General features: G+C 37.7%; 28 protein-coding genes. 17 read left to right on the top strand and 11 right to left on the bottom strand.

Translation table 11 applies throughout. The features are described from left to right. Positions 1–111 precede the first annotated feature (111 nt). Positions 112–801 carry a DUF4377 domain-containing protein gene (locus ACQY77_RS04540; protein ID WP_421939170.1) on the top strand — a complete coding sequence of 230 codons (690 nt, stop codon included), beginning with the start codon at positions 112–114 and terminating at the stop codon, positions 799–801. Positions 802–912: 111 nt separating this feature from the next. Here ACQY77_RS04540 and ACQY77_RS04545 read toward each other — a convergent pair whose 3' ends face one another. Next, positions 913–1,200 carry a hypothetical protein gene (locus ACQY77_RS04545; protein ID WP_421939169.1) on the bottom strand — a complete coding sequence of 96 codons (288 nt, stop codon included), beginning with the start codon at positions 1,198–1,200 and terminating at the stop codon, positions 913–915. A gap of 513 nt (positions 1,201–1,713) precedes the next feature. Further along, positions 1,714–2,121 carry a methylmalonyl-CoA epimerase gene (mce, locus tag ACQY77_RS04550; RefSeq protein ID WP_421939168.1) on the bottom strand — a complete coding sequence of 136 codons (408 nt, stop codon included), beginning with the start codon at positions 2,119–2,121 and terminating at the stop codon, positions 1,714–1,716. Positions 2,122–2,259: 138 nt separating this feature from the next. On the opposite strand from mce, the gene ACQY77_RS04555 reads away from it, so the two are divergent. From ACQY77_RS04555 to ACQY77_RS04565, 3 genes are all read left to right on the top strand, one after another. Beyond that, on the top strand, positions 2,260–3,471 hold the full coding sequence (locus tag ACQY77_RS04555) for an IscS subfamily cysteine desulfurase (RefSeq protein WP_421939167.1): 1,212 nt from the start codon (positions 2,260–2,262) through the stop codon (positions 3,469–3,471). Between the two features lie 159 nt (positions 3,472–3,630). Next, on the top strand, positions 3,631–4,044 hold the full coding sequence (gene iscU, locus ACQY77_RS04560) for a Fe-S cluster assembly scaffold IscU (protein WP_421939166.1): 414 nt from the start codon (positions 3,631–3,633) through the stop codon (positions 4,042–4,044). Between the two features lie 122 nt (positions 4,045–4,166). Continuing rightward, positions 4,167–4,493: a HesB/IscA family protein gene (locus tag ACQY77_RS04565; protein ID WP_421939165.1), complete on the top strand. Its 327-nt coding sequence runs from the start codon at positions 4,167–4,169 to the stop codon at positions 4,491–4,493. 26 nt (positions 4,494–4,519) lie between these two features. Here the strand turns inward: ACQY77_RS04565 and ACQY77_RS04570 are convergent, their stop codons facing one another. Both ACQY77_RS04570 and ACQY77_RS04575 read right to left on the bottom strand, forming a co-directional pair. Next, on the bottom strand, positions 4,520–5,155 hold the full coding sequence (locus tag ACQY77_RS04570) for a response regulator (RefSeq protein WP_421939164.1): 636 nt from the start codon (positions 5,153–5,155) through the stop codon (positions 4,520–4,522). Then, the gene (locus ACQY77_RS04575) at positions 5,142–7,154 is read right to left on the bottom strand and encodes a sensor histidine kinase (RefSeq protein ID WP_421939163.1); all 2,013 of its coding nucleotides are present in this window, start codon (positions 7,152–7,154) and stop codon (positions 5,142–5,144) included. Before ACQY77_RS04575 ends, ACQY77_RS04570 begins: the two co-directional genes overlap by 14 nt. Positions 7,155–7,415: 261 nt before the next feature. Between ACQY77_RS04575 and ACQY77_RS04580 the strand changes: the two genes are divergently transcribed. The 4 genes from ACQY77_RS04580 (at position 7,416) to ACQY77_RS04595 (ending at position 12,547) form a co-directional block, all read left to right on the top strand. After that, positions 7,416–9,332 carry an AMP-dependent synthetase/ligase gene (locus tag ACQY77_RS04580; protein ID WP_421939162.1) on the top strand — a complete coding sequence of 639 codons (1,917 nt, stop codon included), beginning with the start codon at positions 7,416–7,418 and terminating at the stop codon, positions 9,330–9,332. 185 nt (positions 9,333–9,517) lie between these two features. Further along, positions 9,518–9,976, top strand: a complete 459-nt coding sequence (locus tag ACQY77_RS04585) for a MaoC family dehydratase (protein ID WP_421939161.1) — start codon at positions 9,518–9,520, stop codon at positions 9,974–9,976. Between the two features lie 549 nt (positions 9,977–10,525). After that, entirely contained in the window at positions 10,526–12,235 is a 1,710-nt protein-coding gene (gene lysS, locus ACQY77_RS04590) for a lysine--tRNA ligase (protein WP_421939160.1), read from the top strand. Between the two features lie 96 nt (positions 12,236–12,331). Then, the gene (locus ACQY77_RS04595; protein ID WP_421939159.1) at positions 12,332–12,547 is read left to right on the top strand and encodes a hypothetical protein; all 216 of its coding nucleotides are present in this window, start codon (positions 12,332–12,334) and stop codon (positions 12,545–12,547) included. A gap of 62 nt (positions 12,548–12,609) precedes the next feature. Here the strand turns inward: ACQY77_RS04595 and ACQY77_RS04600 are convergent, their stop codons facing one another. Then, positions 12,610–13,164 carry a pyridoxamine 5'-phosphate oxidase family protein gene (locus ACQY77_RS04600; RefSeq protein WP_421939158.1) on the bottom strand — a complete coding sequence of 185 codons (555 nt, stop codon included), beginning with the start codon at positions 13,162–13,164 and terminating at the stop codon, positions 12,610–12,612. A 279-nt stretch (positions 13,165–13,443) separates the two neighbouring features. On the opposite strand from ACQY77_RS04600, the gene ACQY77_RS04605 reads away from it, so the two are divergent. Continuing rightward, positions 13,444–13,941 carry a YdeI/OmpD-associated family protein gene (locus ACQY77_RS04605; RefSeq protein WP_421939157.1) on the top strand — a complete coding sequence of 166 codons (498 nt, stop codon included), beginning with the start codon at positions 13,444–13,446 and terminating at the stop codon, positions 13,939–13,941. 199 nt (positions 13,942–14,140) lie between these two features. Here the strand turns inward: ACQY77_RS04605 and ACQY77_RS04610 are convergent, their stop codons facing one another. Beyond that, complete coding sequence (locus ACQY77_RS04610; protein ID WP_421939156.1) at positions 14,141–14,680, bottom strand: YgaP family membrane protein; 540 nt, start codon at positions 14,678–14,680, stop codon at positions 14,141–14,143. A gap of 113 nt (positions 14,681–14,793) precedes the next feature. Between ACQY77_RS04610 and ACQY77_RS04615 the strand changes: the two genes are divergently transcribed. The 3 genes from ACQY77_RS04615 (at position 14,794) to ACQY77_RS04625 (ending at position 16,638) form a co-directional block, all read left to right on the top strand. After that, positions 14,794–15,315 (top strand): thioredoxin family protein, encoded by a 522-nt coding sequence (locus ACQY77_RS04615; protein WP_421939155.1) that lies wholly within the window; start codon positions 14,794–14,796, stop codon positions 15,313–15,315. A 33-nt stretch (positions 15,316–15,348) separates the two neighbouring features. Then, the gene (ung, locus tag ACQY77_RS04620) at positions 15,349–16,029 is read left to right on the top strand and encodes a uracil-DNA glycosylase (RefSeq protein ID WP_421939154.1); all 681 of its coding nucleotides are present in this window, start codon (positions 15,349–15,351) and stop codon (positions 16,027–16,029) included. 189 nt (positions 16,030–16,218) lie between these two features. Further along, positions 16,219–16,638, top strand: coding sequence for a GxxExxY protein (locus ACQY77_RS04625; RefSeq protein WP_421939153.1), 420 nt, complete (start codon positions 16,219–16,221; stop codon positions 16,636–16,638). 129 nt (positions 16,639–16,767) lie between these two features. Here ACQY77_RS04625 and ACQY77_RS04630 read toward each other — a convergent pair whose 3' ends face one another. Next, on the bottom strand, positions 16,768–17,238 hold the full coding sequence (locus ACQY77_RS04630; RefSeq protein ID WP_090883791.1) for an Lrp/AsnC family transcriptional regulator: 471 nt from the start codon (positions 17,236–17,238) through the stop codon (positions 16,768–16,770). 126 nt (positions 17,239–17,364) lie between these two features. Between ACQY77_RS04630 and ACQY77_RS04635 the strand changes: the two genes are divergently transcribed. Continuing rightward, entirely contained in the window at positions 17,365–18,027 is a 663-nt protein-coding gene (locus tag ACQY77_RS04635; protein WP_421939152.1) for a metal-dependent transcriptional regulator, read from the top strand. Next, a complete protein-coding gene (locus ACQY77_RS04640; RefSeq protein ID WP_421939151.1) occupies positions 18,014–19,876 on the top strand; it encodes an Nramp family divalent metal transporter in 1,863 nt (620 codons plus the stop codon). The genes ACQY77_RS04635 and ACQY77_RS04640 overlap by 14 nt, the downstream gene beginning before the upstream one ends. Here ACQY77_RS04640 and ACQY77_RS04645 read toward each other — a convergent pair whose 3' ends face one another. Continuing rightward, on the bottom strand, positions 19,877–20,356 hold the full coding sequence (locus tag ACQY77_RS04645) for a TlpA family protein disulfide reductase (RefSeq protein WP_421939150.1): 480 nt from the start codon (positions 20,354–20,356) through the stop codon (positions 19,877–19,879). A gap of 189 nt (positions 20,357–20,545) precedes the next feature. Here ACQY77_RS04645 and smpB point away from each other — a divergent pair, with 189 nt between their 5' ends. From smpB to ACQY77_RS04660, 3 genes are all read left to right on the top strand, one after another. Continuing rightward, positions 20,546–20,995: an SsrA-binding protein gene (gene smpB, locus ACQY77_RS04650; RefSeq protein ID WP_421939149.1), complete on the top strand. Its 450-nt coding sequence runs from the start codon at positions 20,546–20,548 to the stop codon at positions 20,993–20,995. 112 nt (positions 20,996–21,107) lie between these two features. Further along, a complete protein-coding gene (locus ACQY77_RS04655; protein ID WP_421939148.1) occupies positions 21,108–21,533 on the top strand; it encodes a transposase in 426 nt (141 codons plus the stop codon). Next, positions 21,530–22,387, top strand: a complete 858-nt coding sequence (locus ACQY77_RS04660; RefSeq protein WP_421939147.1) for a transposase — start codon at positions 21,530–21,532, stop codon at positions 22,385–22,387. Before ACQY77_RS04655 ends, ACQY77_RS04660 begins: the two co-directional genes overlap by 4 nt. A gap of 100 nt (positions 22,388–22,487) precedes the next feature. On the opposite strand, the gene ACQY77_RS04665 is transcribed toward ACQY77_RS04660, so the two are convergent. The 3 genes from ACQY77_RS04665 to ACQY77_RS04675 form a co-directional block, all read right to left on the bottom strand. After that, positions 22,488–23,144 (bottom strand): protein-L-isoaspartate(D-aspartate) O-methyltransferase, encoded by a 657-nt coding sequence (locus tag ACQY77_RS04665; RefSeq protein ID WP_090883786.1) that lies wholly within the window; start codon positions 23,142–23,144, stop codon positions 22,488–22,490. A 91-nt stretch (positions 23,145–23,235) separates the two neighbouring features. Then, a complete protein-coding gene (priA, locus tag ACQY77_RS04670) occupies positions 23,236–25,716 on the bottom strand; it encodes a replication restart helicase PriA (RefSeq protein ID WP_421939146.1) in 2,481 nt (826 codons plus the stop codon). Continuing rightward, positions 25,716–26,102: a DUF423 domain-containing protein gene (locus ACQY77_RS04675; RefSeq protein WP_421939145.1), complete on the bottom strand. Its 387-nt coding sequence runs from the start codon at positions 26,100–26,102 to the stop codon at positions 25,716–25,718. The genes priA and ACQY77_RS04675 overlap by 1 nt, the downstream gene beginning before the upstream one ends. Positions 26,103–26,126 lie beyond the last annotated feature (24 nt).

The following is a 26,126-nucleotide window of genomic DNA, read 5'->3' on the forward strand; positions in this document are numbered from 1 at the left end:
CCTAACCCCTAATTATTTGGATGCTTAGAACCGATGAAACATCCATCTCTCTTTTTTAAACGCTTTTATGGAAAATCTAAGCATCGTTCATCATTTAAAAAAAACATCCATATGAAATCCATATTCAGCAAAGCTTCGGTTCTATTTGTCTTTTTATTATTATTAAATGTAGTGGCAAAGGCCGATATCATCAGATTAATTATAAAAGAAGAGCGCGCAAATTGTACAGGTGTTGGCCCTCAAACCTGCTACCAGGTAAAATACAAATACAGTAAAGATTGGGAACTATTTTACTCCGCCATTACTGGTTTTAATTATGAAGCCGGTTATCAATATACAATTGACGTAATCCGGACAAAGCGAAAACAAGTTCCGGCAGATGCCAGTCAGTACACCTATCGGTTAAAAAAAATAATCGAAAAGAAACTTGTTGTGCAAACCATAAAATATCAGGATTTCATCACACGATATAAATGGAACCTGATTCAGATCAATGGCAAGACACAAAGCAGCCCTAAAGCCTACCTTGTTTTCGAAAAAGGCAATACCCGGGTAAGCGGATTCTCAGGCTGTAACAGAATCTTTGGAAGCTTCGAAATTACCGCAAGTACCATCACGTTCAAAAATTTGGCAAGCACCATGATGGCCTGCGAAAACAATGAGCTGGAAAGTGCATTTATGACTGTAATTAATAATAAATCCTTGAAATACGACATTGCAGATCAAACCTTGAACTTTTACAGCGGGAACAAATTGGTTTTAATGTTCGGATTGGCTCCTCTGGATAAAAAAGAGAGATAAAGCATCAGATACCATCATACAGATCTAAAATCTGAAAATTAATTTATTGACGTAATCATAATCCTAACTTAAATTCATTTCAGGCTGGGGTTTGATTTAAACAAAAAGCTTTCAAGTACTATACTTTTTCCAGGTTTCGATTTTTGCCTTTTGCCTTGCGATATAAGTGTCAGCAATAATTTCGGCTGCACTTGCCCCATTGGTATTTTCTAACAACTCCTTTAGTTTATATTGATCTACATCTGCCTTATAAAGAATCTGTACCAATTTAGAAAAATCATTATCAATCAGATATCCAAAAGCATCTATCATCGCCAAACGCAGTTGCTCCTCAGACAACGTTTCCGCTAAATCAAAATCCTTGCTAATAATCCTAATTAAAGACAATGCACCACTCATAATTACAAAATTAGTTAAAACACTTGATTAGTTCTGAGGAGGAGTTTTTAGTCGGGAGTCATCAGTCTGGAGTCTTAAGTCTTGGGCGCATCGCACAACTAACCTGTTGGAGTTGAGAGCGGGGAGTTTGGAGTAGTTCTGAGCATTAGTCATTAGTCTGGAGTCATTAGTCTTAAGTCTTGGGCACATCGCACAACTAACCAGCAACCGACTAACCAACTGAACCAGTTTGGAGTTGAGAGCTTGGAGTTGGGAGTAGTCATTAGTCTGGAGTTATTAGTCTTAAGTCCTGGGCGCATGGCACAACTAAACAGCAACCGACTAACCAACTGAACCAGTTTCGAGATGAGAGCTTGGAGTTGGGAGTAGTCATTAGTCCTAAGTCATTAGTCTTAAGTCCTGGGCGCATCGCACACCTAACCGCATAACCAACTTTGAACTATGATTACCTTAACTTCTTAATGTTAGATTAAATTGGAAATCTCAAAACACCTAAACAAAAGCCTACAATCGTCAAACCCACTTAATTTCCTGACACAGCTCTATCAAGACACCATTGGTATCTTTCGGGTGAATAAAACAAACCATTTTATTATCAGCTCCTTTCTTAGGCTGATCATTCAAAAGAACAAACCCTTCATTTTTAAGTCGATCCATTTCTGCCAGGATATCATCTACAGCAAAAGCAATATGATGTATGCCCTCTCCTTTTTTTTCTAAAAATGTAGCGATAGCACTTTCAGCAGCCGTTGCCTCAAGCAATTCGACCTTATTTTCCCCGGTTTTAAAAAAAGCAGTATTTACAAATTCAGATGCCACCTGTTCGGTTTTATAGCAATCTGTATTCAGTAATCTCTGATACAAATCAATGGATTTTTCGAGGTTCCGGACCGCGATTCCGATATGTTCTATCTTATTCATAGGCATTTATGCTAAAGGTTGAAACCCGAAAGGTTAAGTAAATGTAAAAATGCAGGTTTTACCTATATGCTCATAGCTATTATTTATAATTGTTAGAAAAGTTTTTTCGTATCTTTGTAGTAAAATTAACAGAATAAGATGAAACAGCCGATATATTTAGACAATAATGCAACGACACCTCTTGACCCTAGAGTGTTGGAAGCAATGTTACCTTACTTTACTGAGAAATTTGGAAATGCAGCAAGCAGAAACCACGCTTTCGGATGGGTAGCTGAAGAAGGGGTTGATTATGCCCGTGAGCAGGTGGCCAAATTAATCGGCTGTACAGAAAAAGAAATCATTTTTACATCTGGCGCAACCGAAGCTGATAACCTGGCGATTAAGGGTGTGTTTGAAATGTATAAAGAAAAAGGAAACCACATCATCACTGCGGTAACCGAACATAAAGCAGTTTTAGATACTTGCAAGCACTTAGAAAAAAATGGTGCGCGTGTAACTTATCTGGCCGTGAAAGAAGATGGTTTAATCGACTTAGCTGAGCTTGAAGCTGCAATGACTCCAGAAACGATCTTAGTTTCGATCATGTATGGTAACAACGAAATTGGTGTAATCCAGCCAGTAAAAGAAATCTCGGCTATTGCACACAAATATGGCGCTTTATTCATGACTGACGCTACACAGGCCGTTGGAAAAATCCCGGTTGATGTAAATGCAGACGGCATTGACTTAATGGCTTTCTCAGCACATAAAATGTACGGACCTAAGGGCGTTGGTGCACTTTACGTTCGCCGTAAGAACCCAAGGGTTAAAGTTACAGCTCAAATGGATGGTGGTGGCCACGAGCGTGGTATGCGTTCTGGAACATTAAACGTACCTGGTATTGTTGGCTTAGGTAAAGCTTGTGAGCTTTGTCGTTTAGAGATGGAAAGTGAAGCCGTTCGTTTATCTGCATTACGCGACAGATTAGAAACTACTTTAAACAAAATGGAAGAAAGTTATGTTAATGGTAATACAGAACACCGTTTACCGCATGTAGCTAATATTTCATTTAAATATGTTGAAGGTGAAGGCTTAATGATGGCAATGAAAGACCTGGCAGTATCTTCAGGTTCTGCCTGTACTTCTGCTTCTTTAGAACCATCATACGTACTGAAAAGTTTAGGTTTATCAGACGATTTAGCACACTCTTCTATCCGTTATGGCTTAGGTAGATTTACTACTGAAGAAGATATAGATCACGCTATCGAAATTACGCAAAAAGCAGTTAACCACCTGAGAGAACTTTCTCCACTTTGGGAAATGTTTAAAGAAGGTGTTGACTTGAGTAAAATTGAGTGGGCAGAACATTAATTGAGTTACGTGCTGCAAGTTATCAGTTACATGGCTTAATGCACAATAGATAATATAACAAATGAAGGTTATTGATTTTGAGCCTTGCATTGCAAGTCATAACGTATAACCCACAACAAAAACAAAATTTCTCCGAAAGGAGACTAAAGAAATACAAAAATGGCATATTCAGAGAAAGTAATCGATCATTATAGTAACCCGCGTAACGTAGGTACTTTAAATAAAGACAGCAAAGCTGTGGGAACAGGTTTGGTTGGAGCGCCTGAGTGCGGCGACGTAATGCGCTTGCAAATTGAAGTTGGTGATGATAATGTAATCACTGACGCTAAATTTAAAACTTTTGGATGCGGTTCGGCAATTGCTTCTTCTTCTTTAGCTACAGAATGGTTAAAAGGAAAAACAATTGATGAAGCTTTGGCAATTGACAATATGGATATTGTTGAAGAATTAGCATTACCACCAGTGAAAATCCACTGTTCAGTTTTGGCAGAGGATGCTATTAAATCTGCAATTAACGATTATCGCGTTAAAAACGGATTAGAGCCTGTGGTATTAGAAAAATCGCACCACTAGTAAGATCTGAGATAAGAGATTTGAGAATATCTCTTATCTATTAAAGTATTTAATGATTTGTAGGTGGGATGTAGGCTTTCGAGTCTCTTATCTCATGTCTCAAATCTCAAATCAGAATTGAAATGATTACAATAACAGATAAAGCAAAGGATAAAATAGATCATTTAATGCAGGATTCAGAATTAGGTTCTGACTACTTTTTACGTGTATCGGTAAAAGGTGGAGGCTGCTCGGGCTTGTCTTACAATCTGGATTTTGACAACGAAGAAAAAACTGGAGATCAGTTTTTTGAAGACCGCGGAATCAGAATTGCCCTGGATATGAAATCGTTTTTATATCTGGCAGGAACAGAACTTGATTTTTCTGATGGTTTAAATGGAAAAGGTTTCAACTTCATCAATCCCAACGCTAGTCGTACTTGCGGCTGTGGCGAAAGCTTCTCTGTTTAATTCCTTACTTTAAGAAATTAATAGCCTCATAAGAGATTTTCTTGTGAGGCTATTTTTATTAATTCCGCTACGTTTTTTACCTTAAATTTCTGCAACAAGTGCTTCCTGTGCGTTTCTACAGTCAATTTACTCAGAAAAAGTTCATCTGCAATGGCCTGTGTAGTTTTACCTAAAGCCACTAAATTTAAAATCTCTTTTTCCCTTTTGGTTAATCGAACAATTTCTCTGAAATCTTCGGGCTGAGGATTGGAGATGATGTCTCTTACCGCAGCACTAAACGTAATATTCCCATTCACTGCTTCTTCAATACAGCTCAATAACTCGTTTAATCCGGTATTTTTCAGTAAGTAACCACTCGCTCCCTGTGCAATCATCTTCATGATGATACTGCGTTCATCATGATTGCTCAAGGCAAGTATAGCCGTTCGTGCTGAGATCTTCTTTATCTCCATACACAATTCTATACCGCTTATATCCGGGAGAGAAATATCTAATAATACAGCGTCAACTTTATTTGTTTTTAAAAATGAGAGAAAATCTTGTCCATTTACAAAACTTCCAGCAATTGTTATGCGATCGTGATTCTTAAGTATATTCTGTAAGCCTTCTATAACTACCGGATGATCATCTACGATAGCCAGGCTAACTTTATGCTCTAACATTAAGTTCGATATTAATTGTTGTGCCCTGCTGACCTTTATTCGTATTAATTTCAAAAATACCATTCAAATAGCTAACCCTATTTCGGATATTCAGCAAACCCATACCTGTCTTATTTTCAAGTTCCTTCACATCAAAGCCTATGCCATCATCCTCTACCGTGATTAGAAAAGAGCCCGCTGTATAACTGCATTGCAATAAAATCTGAGTTGCTTTAGCATGCTTTACGGCATTACCCAATAACTCCTGAATAATGCGATAAATGGATATCTGCTCTTGCATCACCAGATCGTTCATTAAACCGTACGATTGAAAGTGAATTGATATATTACTGATAGTCATCGCATTACAAAGGTCACGAAGCGAGGTTTCCAGGCCAAATTTAAGCAAAGTTTCCGGCATCATGTTGTGGGCGATACGCCTTAATTCTGTAACGGATGTATCCAATTGATTTATAATCGGATCCAATGATCCATCCCTTTCTTCTTCATGGCTTATAGCGAATTCTGAAAGGTTGAGTTTTATCCCTGCCAGCATCCCTCCCAGCCCATCATGAAGATCTCTGGCTATCCGCTTCCGTTCTTCTTCTTGTCCCTGCAACATTGCTTTTGTTAACTTAATTTCTTCCTGTTGCTTAAGATCCTTAAGTTCCTGTTGATGCGTAATCTCCTTTTGAACCGACATCTTCTTAGCATTACGATAAACTATCCAACCGAAAATTAAAATCAGCAGTAATGCAAAACTGATGATTGCGAATAGCCAACTCATTAAACGATTATTCTTTACTGTTAAATTAGCCTTGGAGTTAGCAGCGTTAAGTTCCACAATCTTTTTTTGGTTCTCGGCATTTCTAAACTTTACTTCCAATTCATTGATATCTTTTCTTAAACGTGTCTCGTTTAAACTGTCGGTAAGCTGATTGTATTTCTTCAACCAGATATATGCATTAGGGACATCACCGAGCAATTCGTAAGTACGGTTAAACTCCCGGTAAATGGATTGTTTATTCAATGCATATTTCATAAAATCTACATTTTTAGAAACCTCCATTAATATCGGAATTCCCTTATCATATTGACTGTTATTGAGATATACGTTGTATTTCTGAAGTAAAAAAGTCGTAACCTTATATTCATTGCCCATTTTCCTGGCTAGCTTTTGTCCCTTATCTAAACTCGCCAATGCTTTATCACTCTCCCGGGTTCCTTCCATAAAATAAATACCCTCCACTTCATAATTATCAAGCATTTCTTTGCTGTCGGGAAATTTCTTTAGCAAGTTTTTAGTTAGCTCCAGAATCTTCTTAACCTTATCAAACTTATATTGATAACAAGCCGTAAAAGCTGAACGAAGATAATAGGCCACCAAAAGTCTGCCCTGTGGATCTATCTTTTTCATCAAAGCGATGGCCCGGTCAATATATAAATTAGCCTGGTTGTAATGGCTATTATCGTTAAAGGTTTTATGAAGAACACCATAAGATTTGGCCATAAGCAAAGTATCTTTCCCAGCCACAGTTAAAGGAATAATCAGGTTTAAAACTGTAGCAATTACTGCTTTATCTTTTCCTTCGCTATATAAATTCTCTGCATAATAATACAGTGCTGTTCTTCTGAATCTGGCAGCCTCTTCCGAATGAATACCACCAAGTAACTTTTCAGACTTCAATAAAGCATCGCTACATTTAGCCGCATGATGAAGCTCATACTCCAATCTGCCTTCATAATAAAAGGACAAGGCTTTTAAAAAGGAGTTAGAGGAACCTAATTTTCTCCCTTTATCCAAATACTGCTGTGATAGTTTTGGATTGGAAGATATCCAGTACTCAGACAATAAAAAACTTGCCCTGGCCTTTACACTATCAGGACTTTTAGCATTGATAATTGCAGATAAGCTGTCGATATTCAATTTTTTATCGATTGATACAACCTGGGCACTTAAAGTGTTAACCAGAAAAAGCAGGAGTATTAGGGCACAGGTTATTCTGTTTATTTTTGGCATCTATCTTTCATCAATTGGTTATAGTATCGTATCTCAAAATTAGAACGGTTCTCCTCAATAATCGTTCCTCCAGACACAGATAAAATAAAAAGATAATGAAAAAAAGTTTTTACTTCAATAATTAGCTCATAAATACCTGTAAACTGGTATAAACCACCAATTGCTTACCAAGCGCTAAGTCAGCCCGTTTTTTTCTACCTTTTGCATTTTTAAACCAAAAAGCGTTATTATTGTTAATTAAACGAACACCAAATAACGAGCATGCCTTTAATTAACGAATTTTCAACAGTTCCAACTTTACTTAGAAATGTTGTAAAAAATATACATAAACCAGAAGAAACCTTCTTAATCCATAAGCAGGGTGCCGAATGGACAGAAATCTCTTATGAAGACACCTTAAAAAGGGCGGATGCAGTATCTGCTTTCTTCTTAGAAAAGGGGCTTAAGAAGGGAGACCGATTAGGGCTAATGATCGAAAATTCACCTGAGTATGTTTACTATGATCAGGGCATTCAACAAATTGGTGTAATCAATGTTTCTATTTATCCTACACTTTCTGAACAGGAAGTAGCCTACATTATCAATGATTCTGGTATAAAAGGAATTTTGATTGGGAACAACTTTCTTTACCGCAAGGTACTTAAAGTAGCTTCAAACTGTAAAGAACTGAAATACATTATTCCTGCTTTCAAAGACTATGAAAAAGTAACTATCCCAACGGATGTTCAGGCAGAGATTATAAGCTTTTCTGATATACTGGCTTTAAAACATCAGTTAACAGCTGCAGAAAAAGCAGAAATAGACCAGTGCAGAAGCCTTGTGGAGCCCCAGGATGTATCTTCTTTAATTTACACTTCAGGAACCATGGGTACACCAAAAGGTGTAATGCTTACACACCGTAACTTTGTTAAAAATGTGGAAGTTTGCCTCCAGCAAATTCCGGTTATTGATGAAACCGAAACATTTTTATCTTTTCTCCCACTCTCGCATGTTTTTGAACGAACTGCTACCTACCATGTTTGCTGTGCTCAGGGTTGTAAAATTGCATTTGCCCAAAGTTTAGAATTATTGGCCAAAAACATGGGCGAAGTTCGGCCAACGGTAATGAACTGTGTTCCAAGACTGTTGGAACGCATTCACGATAAAGCGATAAAGTCAGGAACGTCGGCGGGTGGTACCAAAGCAAAGATATTTACCTGGGCGTTGGAAACCGGCAAAAATTATCGTGTAGCTAAAGAAGCGGGTAAAAATCCGGGCTTCGTATTAAGCACAAAGAAAGCGATTGCGGAGAAACTGGTTTTCAGTAAGATTAAAGAAAAAACCGGAGGACGGCTAAAATTCATGATTTCTGGTGGTGCTGCACTACCAAAAAATGTTGGGGAATTTTTTGGCGATCTGGGTATTAAAATCCTTGAAGGCTTTGGCCTAACAGAAACTTCTCCGGTAATGTCGGTTACCGAATTCCACAGACAAGTTTATGGTACAGTAGGAAGAGTTATTCCCGCAATAGAGGTAGGAATACAAGACGTGGAGAGCAAAAACATTATCAATATCCAAACACATGACACTTTTAATGAGGATTTTGAATGTGCCGAAGGGGAAATCATTGTTCGCGGTCATTGTGTAATGAAAGGCTATTTTAACAAACCTGCTGAAACTGCAGAAGCCATTGACAAAGACAGCTGGTTCCATACCGGCGATATTGGGAGATTCTATAAGGGGAACCTGCAGATTACCGACCGTTTAAAGAACATGATTGTAAACGCTTATGGGAAAAACGTATACCCTACACCTGTAGAAAATATCTATTTGAAAAGCCCCAAGATTGATCAGTTATTCCTGGTTGGAGACAAGCGCGACTTTATTACTGCCATCATTATCCCAAACAGAGAAACTTTAGAAGAGACATTCAAACTTAAACCCGCATTCTTCGAAGAGGCTGCCCCTTTCATTGAAAACAAGGAAATTATCGACTGGATGGCTCAGGACATTAAAAAAATCTCTAACGAACTAGCCAAATTTGAGCGCATTAAAAACTTTAAAATCAAGCGAAACCCCTTCAGTATCGAAGAAGGAGAAATTACACCAACACTTAAAGTTAAGCGACGTATTGTAGAGAAGAAATATGCAGAAGCCATCAATGAAATGTACCAGGAGGATGTTGAGGCTGATGCCTAAGTCCTTCTTTGCAACTCATTTATTTTTCAGTGCCCTTAGTTAGGATCTGAAATAAATTTCTACATGTAGATTAAAATACTATCTTTAAAAACTGGGCTGAGACACTAATGTGGCGTTAGAACATCGCATTAGCGACTAACTTTCATTAGCATATCATAAAACCCGCCACCATAAAGTCTATAAATATGCTGATTGTAAATAATTTTGAAGAATACGAAGCCCATCTGGGAAAAGAACTTGGCATATCGCAATGGCATACCATTACCCAAGAGCAGATCAATAAGTTTGCAGAGGCTACCCTTGATTATCAATGGATTCATACCGATACCGAAAGGGCCAAAACCGATAGTCCTTTTAATACCACCATTGCCCATGGTTACCTAACCCTTTCGCTTATCCCATATCTTTGGAAACAAATAGCCGATATCCGCAACATTAAAATGGAAATCAATTACGGAATTGAAAGTTTTAAATTTGGACAGGCAGTTCGCGTAAATAGCGAAATTCAACTTAAAGCCAAACTCCTGGCGATTTCTAACTTAAGGGGAATAACGAAGGTAGTAATTCAGGCAATCTTAGATATCAAAGGAGAAGCCAAACCTGCATATGTTGGCAACGTAGTATTTCTTTATCATTTTAATTAGGACTAGATAATTAAAGGGCTGGCAATATTTGTCATTCCGCCTTGAATCTATTTTGGTTCTCTTGTGATAAGAAAATAAATGATATACAACCAGCCAAATATACCGGCCACAAGAGAAGTTAAAACTGATTCTGTTCTAGACCAGCAAATGGAAACTGCAAGTGCTGAACCTATTCCGATACCATTTCCAATGGCTGTATGGGTTGCTGCACCATTTGAACTAGCAAAACAGTAACAACTAATAAATATTAGACAAGAGGTTAAGAGCATTTTTTTCATATTTTGAAGATACAACATCTTTAATGAATATGCCAATAGTAAAACAGTCGGCCATATTTTTAAATCTGCGGAAGCTAATAAACAGTAAAAAACTCCCGCAGATTAAAATGGTTTTTGCATGTAGGCACCTACTCCGCATACCGCTACCTGTAAGCTAGCGCATCACTTAAATCATTGTGATCAAAAATCAAATGGGTTACTAAGGAAAAAACGGAAATTAAATCACGAATAAAACCCTGCAAAATTCTTACTTTTGCAAAAAATACCCGAAATGAGTATAGGATTATCAGAACAAGAGATATTACGACGTGAGTCGTTAAAACAATTACGCGAATTGGGCATTGAGCCCTATCCTGCCGAAGCTTATGAAGTTAACGCTTATGCAGAAGATATCAATAAGAACTACGAAAGAGATAAAACCGCTTATAAGAACATCAGCATTGCCGGAAGATTAATGACCCGTCGGATTATGGGAAGTGCTTCTTTCGCCGAATTGCAAGATTCTACAGGCCGTGTTCAGTTGTATCTGAAGCGTGACGACTTATGTCCTGATGAAGATAAAACCTTATACAATACCGTTTTCAAGAAACTATTAGATCTTGGCGATTACATCGGTGTTAAGGGCTATGTTTTCACAACACAAACTGGCGAAATCTCCGTTCACGTTACTTCGTTTACAGTATTGGCTAAATCATTAAAACCACTTCCCGTGGTAAAACGTGATGACGATGGCAACATTTACGATGGCTTTACTGATCCGGAATTACGCTACCGTATGCGTTACGTAGATTTAACAGTAAACCCTGATTATAAACAAATTTTCATCAAGCGCAGCAAGGTAATTAACACCATGCGCAACTATTTTGACGAACAGGGATGGATGGAAGTGGAAACACCTATTCTTCAGCCTATTCACGGTGGAGCTGCAGCACGTCCTTTCGCTACACATCACAATACCTTAGATATGCCACTTTATTTGCGTATTGCAAATGAGCTTTATCTGAAAAGATTAATTGTTGCGGGCTTTGATGGTGTTTACGAGTTCGGTAAAATGTTCAGAAATGAAGGTATGGACCGTACCCACAACCCTGAGTTCACTTCAATGGAAATCTATGTAGCTTACAAAGATTATGTTTGGATGATGGCGATGGTAGAGGAATGTTTAGAAAAAGTAGCGATCGCAACAAACGGTTCTGCAATCGTTAATGTTGGTGGTCATGACATTAATTTCGAAGGTCCTTACGAAAAGCTTACCATGTACGAATCTATTCAGAAATATACCGGCATAGATGTTTCAGCAATGACTGAAGAAGAAATTGCTCAAACCTGTAAAGATTTAGGTATTGAAATAGACCCTTCAATGGGAAGAGGCAAATTAATTGATGAGATTTTTGGTGCAAAAGTAGAAGCGAATTTAATTCAGCCAACTTATATCACCGATTACCCTATCGAGATGACTCCATTAGCGAAAAAACACCGTTCGTCTGAAGGTTTGGTAGAACGTTTTGAATTATTCGTTAAAGGGAAAGAAATTGCCAATGCTTATTCAGAATTAAATGATCCTATCGATCAAAAAGAACGTTTTGAAGATCAGCTTAAACTGGCCGCCCGTGGTGATGATGAAGCAATGGTTATGGATGATGATTTCGTACGTGCTTTAGAATATGGTATGCCTCCAACTTCTGGTTTGGGTATTGGTATCGATCGTTTGGTGATGTTGATGACCAACCAAAGCACCATTCAGGAAGTGTTATTCTTCCCTCAAATGCGTCCGGAGAAAAAGAAAATTGAGTTAACAGCAGAAGAAGCAGAACTTTACGCTTTAGTAGCTGAAGGAGAACAAGCACTGCTAACAGATGTTAAGGCTAAACTAACCGATTGGAGCAACAAAAAATGGGATACCACTTTAAAAGCTTTAACAGGCAAAGGAATCTTAAAGGTTGCAAAAACAGATGATGGCTTGTTTCTATCGCATAAATAGTTAACATAAACATAACGAAAACTTAAAAGGCTTGCTAATAAATGATTAGCAAGCCTTTTCTATATTTACAGCAATTGATTAAATAACATCATTGCTATGAACACTTCAAGTTTAGAAATTAACGAAAGAGAATACTGCATCAAATTAAGTAAAGATGCTTTTGATTTAACCCTGGTTCGCCAATTGATTAAAAGAATTCAGGCTGAGGCACTTTTCTTTAAACGTGCTACAGAAATCGACGAAGATGATATCCTCAGTAAACGTGCTCAAAGAGAAGAATACGAGGGATACGACAATTTAGACGACAAATAAATTCATTATGCTCGATTTATCGAATAAGCATAGGCTTTAGCATAAATCAGGCATGATGGAAATTAATCAACATCTAATGCGCCTTCAACAGAGTCGTCCATTGTTTTCCCTGTAATTACTGAAGCCGCCATCTTCAAAAAGGCAACCGCCGTACCATGTTTGGTATCCCAGTAATAACCTTCAGACGGAATCACTTTTATGAGTGTAATATTGGGATCATCCTTTCCACCCTGAAACCAGGTTTTAATAAAAGGACTCCATAACTCATCAATTTTAGCCTGATCCCGGCTGATTTCCGATATCCCATAAATGTTTACAAAACCAGAATGGGCACCTGCCTGAAAAAGCAGATGGGTGAAAGGATCAGTAGCGATCTCATCATTTTTATGACTGTCTTTCATGCTCATAAACCAAATATTACCCTCCTCATCTACCTGTTGAATGGCCATTGGCCTTACAGATAGCGGAATTCCTGTTTTGATATTGGTACAAAAGAAACAACTCTCGGCCTTTTCTGCCAATCCGCGTAGCTTTTCAATCGCTTCTTTGCCTCCTAAATCCTGAATATTATTTTCTTCCTGAGTATTGTTAGTACTTCCTTCTTGTGATGTTGCCATAGGTATAAGATTTTACATAAACTACAATTTTAAAATCATTTTGGTTTTGAAGAAATTAAATGAAGACGATCTAAGCAGCACCGCCAACCCAAACACTCACCGCAGCCCTTACTTGAAAGAAGCTTGTTAAACGTTAATGCAGTAGTACTAAATCCACCGTACGAATAGCTTATCCAGCTCGAAAAACTAATGAACGAATGACCAGTGCCCAATGACTAATGGCTAATGAACCCATAACTAATAAACTTCTTATCGTATATTTAAACTAAGAATCATCATATGCCAATAAAAAAGCCTAAACCTTTCCATGCAAAAATTGAAATCATCGGTATTAACCCCTTTGTTTTTGTACCTGTAGAAACGCTACTTTACCTGTTTGATCAAGCTAAAAAAGACAAGGGAAAAATTCCGGTTAAGATGAAGATTGATGGTCACCTTTTTAAACAAACCCTGGTTAAATATGCTGGCGACTGGCGTTTAAACCTCAATACTCCCATTAGAACGGTTGCTGGAAAAGAATTGGGAGATACCGCCCTATTTGAACTAACATTTGATCCAGAGGAAAGGATAATTTCATTTCATCCCAAACTTCAAGCGGCATTGAAAGAGAACAATGAAGCCAAACAAATATTTGACAGCCTTGCCCCTTACCTGCAAAAAGAGATTATAAGATACATTAATAACCTTAAAACAGAAGCGTCTATAGATCTAAATGTAAAGCGAGCTATCAGTTTTTTATTGGGAAAGGAAAGGTTTATTGGAAGAGACAAGCCATAAGCACAATGCTAATTCAAGCAATTCTGCCGTAAAATTTAAACCCGAGCGGCGCGGCAGCCTCCGATTTTTTCAATCGGAGCTATAGCAAAGAGCGGGGCTGCAGTTCAGAAGCATCACTTACGCTTCGTTTTCAAATAAAAAACAAAAGCCACCTTAACTAAAAGATGGCTTTAAACAGGGAATAAATCCAATATGTTATTTAGCGATAGCGAACCTGCTGTTGCTTATCCATCATACCCATCTGATCTTTCATTTGTTTAATCTGATCAGCTAATAATTTGTTCTTATCTGCTTTTTTAGCTTCTGCTAAATACATGGTTGCTTCGCGTTTGTTACGCTTTGCCATTGCAATTCCGGCCAGACTTAACTTGGCCAATGCCACATTGTGATCCATTTGCATACCTAAAGCAAGCGATTTTTTAAAATATTTTTCGCTCTGCATTGGTGCTTTTCTGCTTTCAATTAATCCTACCAAAAGGTTATAGTAACCGTGTTGAACTTTAATCAACTGTTTTTCGTAATTGGTAATGCGTTTCAAAAAGAGCTCGGCTTTTTCCATGTTATCTTTTCTAAGATACCATTGTGCCAATAACATGTTCTCATTAAAGAAATAAGTTACTAAAACAATTAAACCCACTAAAATGGCTACTATGCCCCAAGGCCAGAAACCGAATATAAATAATGCTACTGCGCCACCCAATAAAGCAAACCCCGCAATTAATCTGATAATATTTGGCATAAAATTTATTACAATTATTTTTTTCTGCAAATATCGTGTTTAAATAGCAGAAATTAGATTTTAAAACAATAATTTCATTAAAAATTTATAATTACGCTAAACTACAAGGAAACATGAAATTCTTATTATCCATAACCCTAATTTTAGTCGCCATGAGCGTTTCTGCACAAGAACTGAATAAAAAAATACATGATCAAGCCAAAAACAAAGATATCCTGATTAACACCTGCACCAGAGCAGGCCTTATATCTTTTCCTGAATTTAAGGAGATGTACGATCCCCTTTACGAAGCATATACGCCTGATGCAGCCACCATGATCGAAATTAAAAAGCTACTCAAAAAAGAAAAAATTACCATCGTATTTGGAAGCTGGTGTGGCGATAGTAAAGTTAATGTTCCCAACTTCTTTAAAATTCTGGATGCAGCCGGCTTTAGTGAAAAAAACATCAACATTATTGCCGTCGACGGGAATAAAAAAGCCGAGAATGGCTTACTGGATAAACTCAATATCCTGCGTGTTCCAACTTTTATTATTTCTGATAAAAAAGGTAATGAAATTGGAAGAATTATAGAAGGTCCAAAAAACACTTTGGAAGCGGATTTATTAGAAATTTTGAAGAAAAAAAACGCATAACTTCAATTATTCCATGAACTTAACAATCACCACATGTCTCCATCCTTAGAAAGCAGCTGGCTTGCCGTACTAGATCAAGAATTTGAAAAAGATTACATGAAAAGCCTTAAGGCCTTTCTTCAGCAAGAGAAAGATAACAAACAAACCATTTATCCAAAAGGTTCAGATATTTTCAATGCTTTAAATACAACTCCTTTCAGTGAAGTTAAAATGGTCATTTTAGGCCAGGATCCTTACCATGGAGTTGGCCAGGCACATGGATTATCTTTTTCGGTACAGCGAGGTGTCGCAATCCCTCCTTCTTTAAAGAATATATACAAAGAGCTGGAAACGGATGTTCCGGGCTTTAAGTCTCCCGGTCATGGTAACTTAACCCATTGGGCTGAGCAGGGCGTACTGCTTTTAAACGCAACGCTTACCGTTCGGGCTAGCGAAGCAGGCTCTCATCAAAACCGCGGATGGGAAATTTTTACAGATGAGATTATTAAAGCACTATCTCAAAAACGCGAACATATTGTATTTTTACTCTGGGGCAGGTACGCACAGGCTAAGGCAGCTTTAATCGACCAGAAAAAGCATTATGTTCTCACTGCAGCCCACCCTTCACCTTTTTCAGCTTACAATGGCTTTTTCGGATCTAAACACTTCTCTAAAGCCAATCAGCTGTTGGTACAAAATAACTTAAAACCAATTGATTGGAATCTGCCCAGGTAAGAGCTCTTTAACCACCTTAGGTACCTAAGACACCTTAGATAAATCGAATATCATTTAAAGTGCTGAGATGCTAATATTTAATAACAGAATGCCGTCTATTTTTAAATCAAAAATAAATATTAAATTGTCCTAATCATTGCAAAAATCATCCCTGTAAAAGAAACAGATTTTACTTAATCGATTTTTAATATGATAACCAAAACCTATCTTGATCACCTAGAATATCAAGTAACAGGAGCTTGTATTGAGGTTCACAGAGCCCTAGGCCCCGGCTTGTTAGAAAGTATTTACCACGAATGTTTAGTTACTGAACTAAAATCTCGGAATATTGACTTCATTTCGGAATATCAAATTCCATTATTTTATAAAGGCCTTCCATTAAGTGCAAAATTTCGGGCCGATTTACTAATTGAGAATTGTATGATTGTAGAATTAAAAGCTGTTGAACAAATAATACCCATTCACGAAGCTCAAATATTAAGTTATATGAAGCTTTTAAAAATACCCAAAGGTTTATTAATAAATTTTAATTCAGTTAATATAGTTAAATATGGAAAAAGGAGCTTTATCAATGATTTTTTTCCATTAGAAGTAGAAGAAGATATGTAATTATAACATCAAATGCTGTGGAGTGCCTAAAGTGAAAAAACAACAATAGAACCCAACTGAATAAAACTTGCCAGACATTATAAATTCGGTAACTACCTTAGATGCCTAAGGCATCTAAGGTGGTTTGGATTAATACTCCAAAGGTACAATTGGCTCTTTCTTCGTAGTCGACATGATCATCATGGTTTGAAAAGTTTTCACAACAGAAATCTTACTAATTTTATCCATAATCAGTCGCTCGTAAGCCTTAATGTCTTTCACATAAACCTTTAACAGGAAGTCTGCCTGCCCAGTAACATGATGACATTCTGTAATTTCTTTAATCTGATTTACTTCATCCAGAAAAATCTGGATCGTGTTATTTTTATGAAAATCAAGTTGAATTTGAATGAAGGTTTTAATACCTAATCCAAGCTTTTCCTCGTCAACAAGGGCATGATAACTTTTGATGTATCCTGCCATTTCGAGTTTACGAACACGTTCTAAAGTTGGAGCGGGTGATAAGCCGATTTCTTGTGAGAGTAATAAATTGGTTATTCTACCATTTTCTTGTAGAATTTTTAAGATTCTAAAATCAATTTTATCTAATTCTGATGCCATATTGGTTCAAAGGTATTGAGAACACAAACATAACCAAATTATATTCTAAATTTTAACATAATTTATCATATAAATTTTAAACAATAATTTTTAGATTTACCTAAAAATAAAATTAGATAAATATAAATGCAAAGTTTTACCGAAGAGAACTATCTAAAAACGATTTATCATTTAGCAGAAAAGTCATCGAATGTACAAACGAACGCCATTGCAGAGCAACTTCAAACTAAACCTGCATCGGTAACCGATATGATTAAGAAACTTGCAGATAAAGGCCTGGTGGATTACATTAAATATCAGGGTGTTAGCCTAACGGTAAATGGAAGGTTAGCAGCAATCGATATTGTTAGAAAACATCGCTTATGGGAGGTTTTCCTCGTTGATAAGTTAAATTTCAAATGGGATGAGGTACACGATGTTGCCGAAGAGCTCGAACACATTAAATCTGCAGATCTCATCGAACGTTTAGATGAGTTTCTGGGCTTTCCAAAATCAGATCCCCATGGAGATCCGATTCCGGATAAGAATGGGCGCTTTGCCAAAACACAGTTTATCAAACTTATTGATTTAAAAATTAATGATCATGGCACCATTACAGGCGTTAGTCAACACAGCTCTGCATTCTTAAAACATTTGGAAAAGCTTGGATTGACCCTCGGGAAGCAAATTGAAGTTACAGACATTACCGATTTTGATGGTTCAGTCGAACTTCTGATCGCCAACAAACAAGTAAATATTAGCCGTGAAGTTGCCAAACACATTTTAATTAGCAGTAATGACAAAAACTGAATCGTTAAGCGAAGTACATCAAAGTGTTCATACCGATAAACGCAAAGGCTGGCGCAGAATTCTAGCCTTTATAGGTCCTGCTTACCTTATTAGTGTTGGTTACATGGATCCTGGTAACTGGGCTACTGATTTGGCCGGAGGTAGTAAATTCGGCTATCAGCTTATTTGGGTATTGCTAATGTCGAACCTTATTGCCCTCTTACTACAATCATTAAGTGCCAGGTTGGGAATTGTCCGCGGTTTAGATCTGGCACAAGCATCTAAGCATGCTTATCCCAGGTGGGCAAATATCCCATTATTTGGTTTAGCGCAAACTGCAATTATCGCTTGTGATCTGGCTGAAATTATTGGCATGGCCATTGGTCTGCAATTACTTTTCGGACTTCCGTTGATTTGGGGTATATCGATAACCATTTTTGATACTATACTCTTGCTTTTCCTCCTTAACAAAGGTATGAGGGCCATGGAAAGCTTTATTGTTTCGATGGTTTTCATTGTAGGCATATCATTTCTGGCAGAAATGTTTATAGTAGAACCGGTTTTAAAAGATGTTGTAAAAGGCTTTGAGCCATCATTATTGGGTGGTGATGCACTTTATATTGCTATCGGGATTATTGGTGCTACCGTTATGCCACACAATTTATACCTCCATTCTTCTCTCGTACAAACGCGTAAAATTGAACGAAGTAATAAAGGTATTAAAGAAGCACTTAAATTTAACCTGATTGATACCACAGTTGCATTAAACCTGGCTTTTTTTGTCAATGCTGCTATCCTGATTCTAGCTGCAGCTGCTTTCTACAAAAATGGCTTACACGAGGTAGCAGAAATTCAGGATGCACACAAATTATTATCTAATATTTTTGGAAACGTTGCACCAACATTATTCGCGATTGCTTTAATCGCTGCCGGACAGAGCTCGACAGTTACAGGAACACTTGCCGGACAAATTGTAATGGAAGGACACTTAAATTTGAGAATCCAACCTTGGCTAAGGCGATTAATAACCCGGCTTTTGGCCATCATCCCAGCCTTTTTCACGATTCTGCATTACGGTGACGACGCCCTGGGCGGTTTGCTGGTATTAAGTCAGGTGGTATTAAGTTTACAATTGGGTTTTGCCATCATCCCCTTGATTCATTTTACCTCAGACAAAAAGCTGATGAAAGATTTTGCCATCAAACCTTGGGTAAAGGTATTGGCCTGGACGAGTGCTGCTGTTATCATTTCGTTAAATGTTAAACTGGTAATCGAGGAAATCAGTGGATGGACCAAAGATGCTAATGTTTGGTGGGTTTATGTATTTATCTTCCCTGCTATTATATTCACAGCGCTCTTGCTGCTTTATGTTTTTTTTCATCCTATAATCGACAAGAAAAACCAGTCTAAACAGATGGTTCCGCATGGCAATGCTTTAGATATCGGTAAGATTGAGAAAATAAGTTATGAACGGATCGGCATTGCAGTCGACTTTTCTAAAAATGACCGGAATACCATTCGCCATGCCCTTATTCAAGGTGGAAAAAATGCACATTATTACCTTATACATGTTGTAGAAACAGCTGCAGCACGTTACCATGGCGATATTGCGATGGATCACGAAACACAAAGCGATGCCGTAAACCTCGAAAAATACAAAGCTAACTTGGCTGATTTAGGTTATGATGCAAGTGTATTTATAGGTTTCGGTGGAACTGCAAGAGCGATTGCAGACATCAGCAATAAAAATGATTTTCAGCTACTGGTAATGGGTGCACATGGCCATAAAGGATTGAAAGACCTTATTTTTGGAACTACAGTTGATTCGGTTAGGCACAAAGTAAATATACCTGTATTGATTATCAGATAGCTATTTCTTTAGTGTTTTAAGCATCTTTTTTACTCCTCCATCTCCGGCGTTATAGGCTAACAATTTTCCCTGAGGAGAATACAGGTACATGGCTGGATACATTGAAGGTAAAAAATTTGGGATAAACATTTGTTTTTTGTCTTGCAACACTGTTACGTTTGGCTTGTTATTGAGGCCTTTTGCATAAGAATCAAAGAATTTGGGGATAATATAAGCTTCATCCAAGGTAACCATATAAATGTTTACATCTTTAAATGCGGCATAATTCGTATTCAGCAGCTTGGTTTCTCTTTGGCAATGATCGCAAGTACAATCAAATAAAATGAATAGATTTTTCTTCCCTTCCTTCAAATTAACGTTGGAAACAGCTTTTCCGTCAAGCTTATAAAAAGTAAACAAGGGTAGAGCAGCAGGCTGTTGTGCCTTGGTAACTGAAACAAAAAACAAAATGATTACAGCAAAAAGAAGTCTTGATTTCATAAGTTTAACCGATAAAGTCCAAACTTAAAACTTTATAGAGTTACAAGTATAATTTTAACTTTTGTTTTACAAACAGATGAGTATTATCACTGTTAAACACTTTGAATAATTTAATTACACTAATTTTTAAGATATTTGCAACCCGAATTAAGTTGTAGCACTAAAATTTCGGCTAATAAAAAATACATTTTGAAGAACGACATCAATATAAAAAATAAAAGAGCTTATTTCGATTACAACCTGATTGACAAGTATGTAGCCGGCATTGCGCTCTTAGGAACGGAAATAAAAGCCATTAGACAAGGGAAAGCCAATATGACTGATGCTTTCTGCATGTTTATCGGGAATAGCCTGTATGTTCGCAACCTGCACATCTCTGAATATAGCCATAGTTCTTTTTATCATCATGATATTAAAAGAGACCGGGTTTTATTACTCCAAAAAAAAGAACTTAGAAAACTAAAAACAAAAGGAGAAGAAAAAGGATATACCATTATTCCCCTTCGTATTTTTGTTAATGAGCGAGGATTTGCTAAAATGGAAATTGCGCTGGGCCAGGGTAAAAAGGAATTTGATAAGAGAGATAGCATTAAAGAAAGAGACACTAAACGCGAGCTGGACAGGGCGATGAAGCGGTAGGATTCTGTGGGGTCAAGAATCCGGAAACCCGAGTCAAAATAGCACCCTGTCTTGATACATGTCGATGCCTGAAATAAGTTGACCGTTTTTTAAATTTTTAAACATATAAAAAATGGGAACATCAACAGTTTTAGGATTAAACTCTAAGGAGCGTTTAATGCGAGTATTTAGTGACAATTTCAAGGTCCAGAAAGTTAGGGAGCTAGAGTGTGGGCTGGCTTCCATATCAGATGTTTGCAAACAATATCAGGTAAGTCGCACCAGTGTTTACAGATGGATTGCTAAATTTGGTATTATGAGAGAGAAAAAAGATCGTTTGATAGTTGAAAGCCAGAGTGATACCCAGGAGCTTCTTGCCCTGAAAAAAAAGGTAGCAGAACTGGAACGTATGGTAGGACAAAAGCAGATCCTGCTTGATTTTCGTGAGAAGCAGATCGAAATCGCAGAAGAGATGTATGGTGTGGATATTAAAAAAAAACTTTCTACCCGACTGCCCGATATTTCTGGGGGAACAGACAACGATTCTCCTACAGTATGAATTTCTTCTACACCAGTATAGGGATAAGCAAGCAAGCCTTCCATCAGCAACTTGGTCGCACCGCCTGCCATCGGGAATGCCGGGAATCCCTGCTTCCCATCATCCATCAGCTAAGGAATGACCATCCTACCATGAGTAGCCGTGCGATGTACTATAAGCTAATGCCTGAAGGGATCGGCCGGGACGCATTTGAAGCCTATTGCAGCTGTGAGAACCTCAGCGTTAAGCGGGTTAAGAATTGGCGCAGGACAACCGACAGTAGTGGCGTTACCCGCTTTGAGAACCTTGCCAATAATCTTTGTTTAAGCAATATCGACCAACTTTGGCAAAGTGATATTACCTATTTTGAGTTGAACGGACGTTTTTATTACCTAACCTTCATAATTGATGCCTTTTCAAGGCGTATCCTTGGGCACCATACCTCGGGCAGGTTGCTAACCGACCAGACTACACTCCCTGCTTTAAGAATGGCACTAAAAGAACGCAAAAGGGAAAACCTGGAGGGGTTGATCTTCCATTCAGATGGTGGAGGCCAGTATTATGACAAGGAGTTCCTCAAGCTGACCAGACAACACAAAATATTAAACAGTATGTGTGAATTTGCCTGGGAAAATGGTAAAGCAGAAAGGATTAACGGTGTAATCAAAAACAATTATCTAAAGCACAGAAGGATCAGGAATCTTAATGAGCTGATAAAAGAAGTTGACCGAAGCGTTAAACTTTATAACTTTGATAAACCACATATTGGGTTACAAAGACTCACACCAATTAAATTTGAACGCCAACTTAAAGAAACCTCAATGCAAAAGAGCAAAATAAGAAATATTGGAAAATCAATGCAAATTGTAAACTAACACTGGTCAACCTTATTTAGGCATTGACAACATGACACTTGATACTTGCTTCTTGATACTTGACCTCTGATACTTAATTCTTAGCATTTTAAACTACCCCTTACCAGGCTTGATCTCCTACCAATGGCACAAACCTGAAGGTATCCAGAACAATTTTTTCGTAATCTGTTTCACTTACCCTAAGCACGGTTACCATTTTCTGTGTATGTTCATCTCCTACCGGGATAACCAGAATACCACCTATTTTAAGCTGTTTTAAGAGGATTTCCGGAACCATCGGTGCACCAGCAGTTACAATAATTTTATCGTAAGGAGCGCCTTCTGCAATCCCTCTTGAACCGTCTCCACAATAAAATTTAGGACGATACCCCATTCCGGGCAACACTTGAATCGTCCTGTTATAAATATTTTCCTGTCTTTCAATGGTATAAACCTGGGCACCAAGTTCCATAAGGATACAGGTTTGATAGCCAGATCCGGTACCAATTTCTAAAACCTTATCACCTTTTTTAATGTGAAGTAGCTCACTTTGATAGGCTACAGTGTAAGGCTGGGATATGGTTTGCCCATCACCTATCGGGAAAGCAATATCTTTATAAGCCTGCTTCCAAAAAGTTTCATCAAAAAAGAAATGACGGGGAACCTTGCCAATTGCATTAAGCACATTTTCATCTTCAATTCCACGAGATCTTAACAACTCTACCAGCTTTTTTCTCGCTCCCCGTTCTCGGTAATTATCAACAAATTTATAGGCCATGAGCTTCAAAATTAGCTTTTTTAAATGGTGAAACAAGCTTTATTCTTTAGCAAGATTGTAAGTAGCAGTAAATCAAAACTAAAAAAACTTGCTAATAAGGATCAATATCCAATTGCGTAATTACGCTTTTAAAGTCTTTGGTGGCGTTAAATTCGGTTAGGGTTTCACGCAAAACATCCTTAACCTTTTGGATAGCAGTATGCTTATCAGCCTTAATGATAATCTGTTTGATATACAAATTCCGCACCCGGCTTACCAAAGGCTGTTCGGGTCCGAGTACCCGCTTGCCAAATTTACCTTTTAATATATTTGCAAGTGTTGCCGAAGCATGATCGATTACATTCGAATCTTTATGTTTCAGGTAAAGGAAAATCATTCTGGAGAATGGCGGATAAGAAAAACGCTCGCGTTCTGCAATCTCGTCATTATACATGCCTATATAATCATTCTCTACTACCTGTTTTATGATCCTGTGACCAGCATCATAAGTCTGGATACACACATTTCCCTGATCATTTCGTCTTCCTGCTCGTCCGGCAACCTGGGCCAACAACTGAAAACTCCTTTCATAAGCTCTAAAATCGGGATAGCCCAGAATAGTATCGGCATTGATCACCCCAATCAAATTCAGGTTATCAAAATCCAAGCCTTTGGCTACCATTTGTGTACCAATAAGAATATCTGTTTTTTTCTCCTGGAAATCAGTTAATATTTGCTGCAAACCATTCTTAGTCCGCGTACTATCCATATCCAGGCGCGCAATGGTCACATCCGGATAAAGCAGTTTCAATTCTTCTTCTATACGCTCGGTTCCAAAGCCTTTTTGCTCAACATGTACTGATCCACATGCCGGGCAAATGTTTACACTGCTTTGGTAATAACCACAATAATGACAATGGAGCTTTCCACTACTTTTATGATAGGTTAAACTTACATCACAATTGACACATTTGGGTGTATATCCACAGGTAGCGCAAATAAGAATCGTAGCATATCCCCTTCTGTTTTGAAATAAAACAATTTGCTCTTTTTTTGCCAGTGCCTCATCAATATCCTTAATCAATACACTTGAAAAGTAAGAAACCATCGTTTTTTTCTTATTTTCTTCCGCAATACTCACCACCTGCTGATTGGGTAATTGAACACCACCAAAGCGTTCTTTCATTTCTACCAATGCATACTTTCCCTGAAGCGCATTGTAATAACTTTCAAGAGATGGTGTAGCTGACCCAAGTATTACTTTGGTTTGATAAAGGTGAGCGAGGTAGATTGCAGCGTCTCTCGCCTGGTATCTCGGTGCCGGGTCTTGTTGTTTATAAGATGATTCGTGTTCCTCATCTACAACTATAAGTTTAAGATCTTTAAATGGAAGAAAAACTGCCGACCTTGCACCCAGAACTACTTTATAAGCTCCGGTTCTCACTTTATTCCATATCTCAACACGCTCACTGTTGTTAAATTTAGAGTGATAAACACCGATCGAGTTTCCAAAATATCGTTTGATCCGTTCAACAATCTGAGTAGTTAATGCAATCTCCGGCAAAAGAAATAAAACCTGACCATCAGATTGCTGAATAATTTCTTCTATCAGCTTGATATAAACTTGTGTTTTTCCAGAAGCTGTAACTCCATGAAGCAGTACAACATCTTTTTCTTCAAATGAGGATTTTATTTTTTCGAATGCTTTTTGCTGACCTTCATTGAGCGTGAAATTCACATTAAATTCGTCGTCATGATTAGATAACCTGCTAACAGGTCTTTTCATTACCACAAAAATCTCCTTATCGGTAAGTGCTTTTAAGGCTGCTGGCCCACAATCACTTTCTGCCAGCAACTGTTCTTTTGAAATGGGGACACCCGATTTATTGAGTTTTAAATAGGCCAATAAGGCATCCAGCTGTTTTGGCGCTCGTTCCAGCACCTCAAAAAGCTGCCTCAAGTTATCTTCTTCCAGATAAAAATCATTCAGCAAAATGAAAGATTTGAGCAGGGGCTTATATTTTTGAACTACTTCTTCTGCCACCAATATCAGCTCCTTATCCAAAAGCGTATTGATAATCGGATATATGGTTTTCTGCCCCAATAGCTTGGAAACATCATTTACAGTAAGTTTTTGCTGTTTCTTTAACGCAGCAATAATGATTTCTTCTTTTTCTGTAAGCGCTATATCTTCATTCAGTTCTTCTCTTAAAATCAGTATGGTTTCACTGGCAAGCTTCAGGCTTGCAGGAAGTGCCGCCGACATCACATCACCTTCATTACACATGTAGTACTGAGTCATCCAGGTCCAGAACTTAAGTTGTACCGGGGTAACAACAGGCTCATTATCTACCACATCAATGATGTATTTAGCTTCATAAGCCGCAGGAGGTATTGAGGTGATGTTCCTAATCAGTGCAGTATAAATTTTATGCTTACCGAATTGCACCACCACCCGCTTCCCAATTTCTACCTGATCATTAAGGTCGAAAGGAACACGATAGGTATAATTCTTCGCCAGTGATAAAGGCAAAATAACCTCCACAAAAAGTGTTTCTCTTTCTGTAAATATGTCATTTTCGAAAGATTCCATTATTTATCTTTAAAAGCGGCAAAAAATAACATGATCCAGCCCAAAACAAATAGCAAACCGCCAATTGGTGTAACCGGACCTATAAATGCTGTAAAACTGAAATTAAAAATATTTCTGGTTGCTAACAAATAGAGAGAGCCAGAAAACAGAATGATACCAAAGGTGAAGCAAAAATATGCGATATTGATTAATTTATTCCGGTAACGGGCAAAGGTGGAAAGGTATAATAGTGCAAAGGTGTGATAAAACTGATAGTCAACTCCTTTTTGCCAGATCTCTAAAGCGGGTGCATCTATCAGACTCTTAAGGCCATGCGCCCCAAAAGCACCTAATAAAACGGCTACGGCTCCAAAAAAAGCAGCAGTGAGGATAATTCTTTTATTCATATAGCTTTTGCGTATAGCAGGGCT

The sequence above is a fragment of the Pedobacter sp. genome (assembly GCF_965279535.1).
Taxonomy (GTDB): domain Bacteria; phylum Bacteroidota; class Bacteroidia; order Sphingobacteriales; family Sphingobacteriaceae; genus Pedobacter.

Coding starts and splice junctions, on each gene's coding strand:
- ung (WP_421939154.1), top strand. CDS start 15,349: ATGTCTCCATCCTTAGAAAGCAGCTGGCTTGCCGTACTAGATCAAGAA.
- ACQY77_RS04605 (WP_421939157.1), top strand. CDS start 13,444: ATGCCAATAAAAAAGCCTAAACCTTTCCATGCAAAAATTGAAATCATC.
- ACQY77_RS04580 (WP_421939162.1), top strand. CDS start 7,416: ATGCCTTTAATTAACGAATTTTCAACAGTTCCAACTTTACTTAGAAAT.
- ACQY77_RS04575 (WP_421939163.1), bottom strand. CDS start 7,154: ATGCCAAAAATAAACAGAATAACCTGTGCCCTAATACTCCTGCTTTTT.
- ACQY77_RS04600 (WP_421939158.1), bottom strand. CDS start 13,164: ATGGCAACATCACAAGAAGGAAGTACTAACAATACTCAGGAAGAAAAT.
- ACQY77_RS04665 (WP_090883786.1), bottom strand. CDS start 23,144: ATGGCCTATAAATTTGTTGATAATTACCGAGAACGGGGAGCGAGAAAA.
- ACQY77_RS04615 (WP_421939155.1), top strand. CDS start 14,794: ATGAAATTCTTATTATCCATAACCCTAATTTTAGTCGCCATGAGCGTT.
- ACQY77_RS04540 (WP_421939170.1), top strand. CDS start 112: ATGAAATCCATATTCAGCAAAGCTTCGGTTCTATTTGTCTTTTTATTA.
- ACQY77_RS04625 (WP_421939153.1), top strand. CDS start 16,219: ATGATAACCAAAACCTATCTTGATCACCTAGAATATCAAGTAACAGGA.
- ACQY77_RS04585 (WP_421939161.1), top strand. CDS start 9,518: ATGCTGATTGTAAATAATTTTGAAGAATACGAAGCCCATCTGGGAAAA.
- iscU (WP_421939166.1), top strand. CDS start 3,631: ATGGCATATTCAGAGAAAGTAATCGATCATTATAGTAACCCGCGTAAC.
- ACQY77_RS04595 (WP_421939159.1), top strand. CDS start 12,332: ATGAACACTTCAAGTTTAGAAATTAACGAAAGAGAATACTGCATCAAA.
- ACQY77_RS04675 (WP_421939145.1), bottom strand. CDS start 26,102: ATGAATAAAAGAATTATCCTCACTGCTGCTTTTTTTGGAGCCGTAGCC.
- lysS (WP_421939160.1), top strand. CDS start 10,526: ATGAGTATAGGATTATCAGAACAAGAGATATTACGACGTGAGTCGTTA.
- ACQY77_RS04660 (WP_421939147.1), top strand. CDS start 21,530: ATGAATTTCTTCTACACCAGTATAGGGATAAGCAAGCAAGCCTTCCAT.
- ACQY77_RS04570 (WP_421939164.1), bottom strand. CDS start 5,155: ATGTTAGAGCATAAAGTTAGCCTGGCTATCGTAGATGATCATCCGGTA.
- ACQY77_RS04565 (WP_421939165.1), top strand. CDS start 4,167: ATGATTACAATAACAGATAAAGCAAAGGATAAAATAGATCATTTAATG.
- ACQY77_RS04635 (WP_421939152.1), top strand. CDS start 17,365: ATGCAAAGTTTTACCGAAGAGAACTATCTAAAAACGATTTATCATTTA.
- mce (WP_421939168.1), bottom strand. CDS start 2,121: ATGAATAAGATAGAACATATCGGAATCGCGGTCCGGAACCTCGAAAAA.
- priA (WP_421939146.1), bottom strand. CDS start 25,716: ATGGAATCTTTCGAAAATGACATATTTACAGAAAGAGAAACACTTTTT.
- ACQY77_RS04630 (WP_090883791.1), bottom strand. CDS start 17,238: ATGGCATCAGAATTAGATAAAATTGATTTTAGAATCTTAAAAATTCTA.
- ACQY77_RS04555 (WP_421939167.1), top strand. CDS start 2,260: ATGAAACAGCCGATATATTTAGACAATAATGCAACGACACCTCTTGAC.
- ACQY77_RS04640 (WP_421939151.1), top strand. CDS start 18,014: ATGACAAAAACTGAATCGTTAAGCGAAGTACATCAAAGTGTTCATACC.
- ACQY77_RS04655 (WP_421939148.1), top strand. CDS start 21,108: ATGGGAACATCAACAGTTTTAGGATTAAACTCTAAGGAGCGTTTAATG.
- ACQY77_RS04610 (WP_421939156.1), bottom strand. CDS start 14,680: ATGCCAAATATTATCAGATTAATTGCGGGGTTTGCTTTATTGGGTGGC.
- ACQY77_RS04645 (WP_421939150.1), bottom strand. CDS start 20,356: ATGAAATCAAGACTTCTTTTTGCTGTAATCATTTTGTTTTTTGTTTCA.
- ACQY77_RS04545 (WP_421939169.1), bottom strand. CDS start 1,200: ATGAGTGGTGCATTGTCTTTAATTAGGATTATTAGCAAGGATTTTGAT.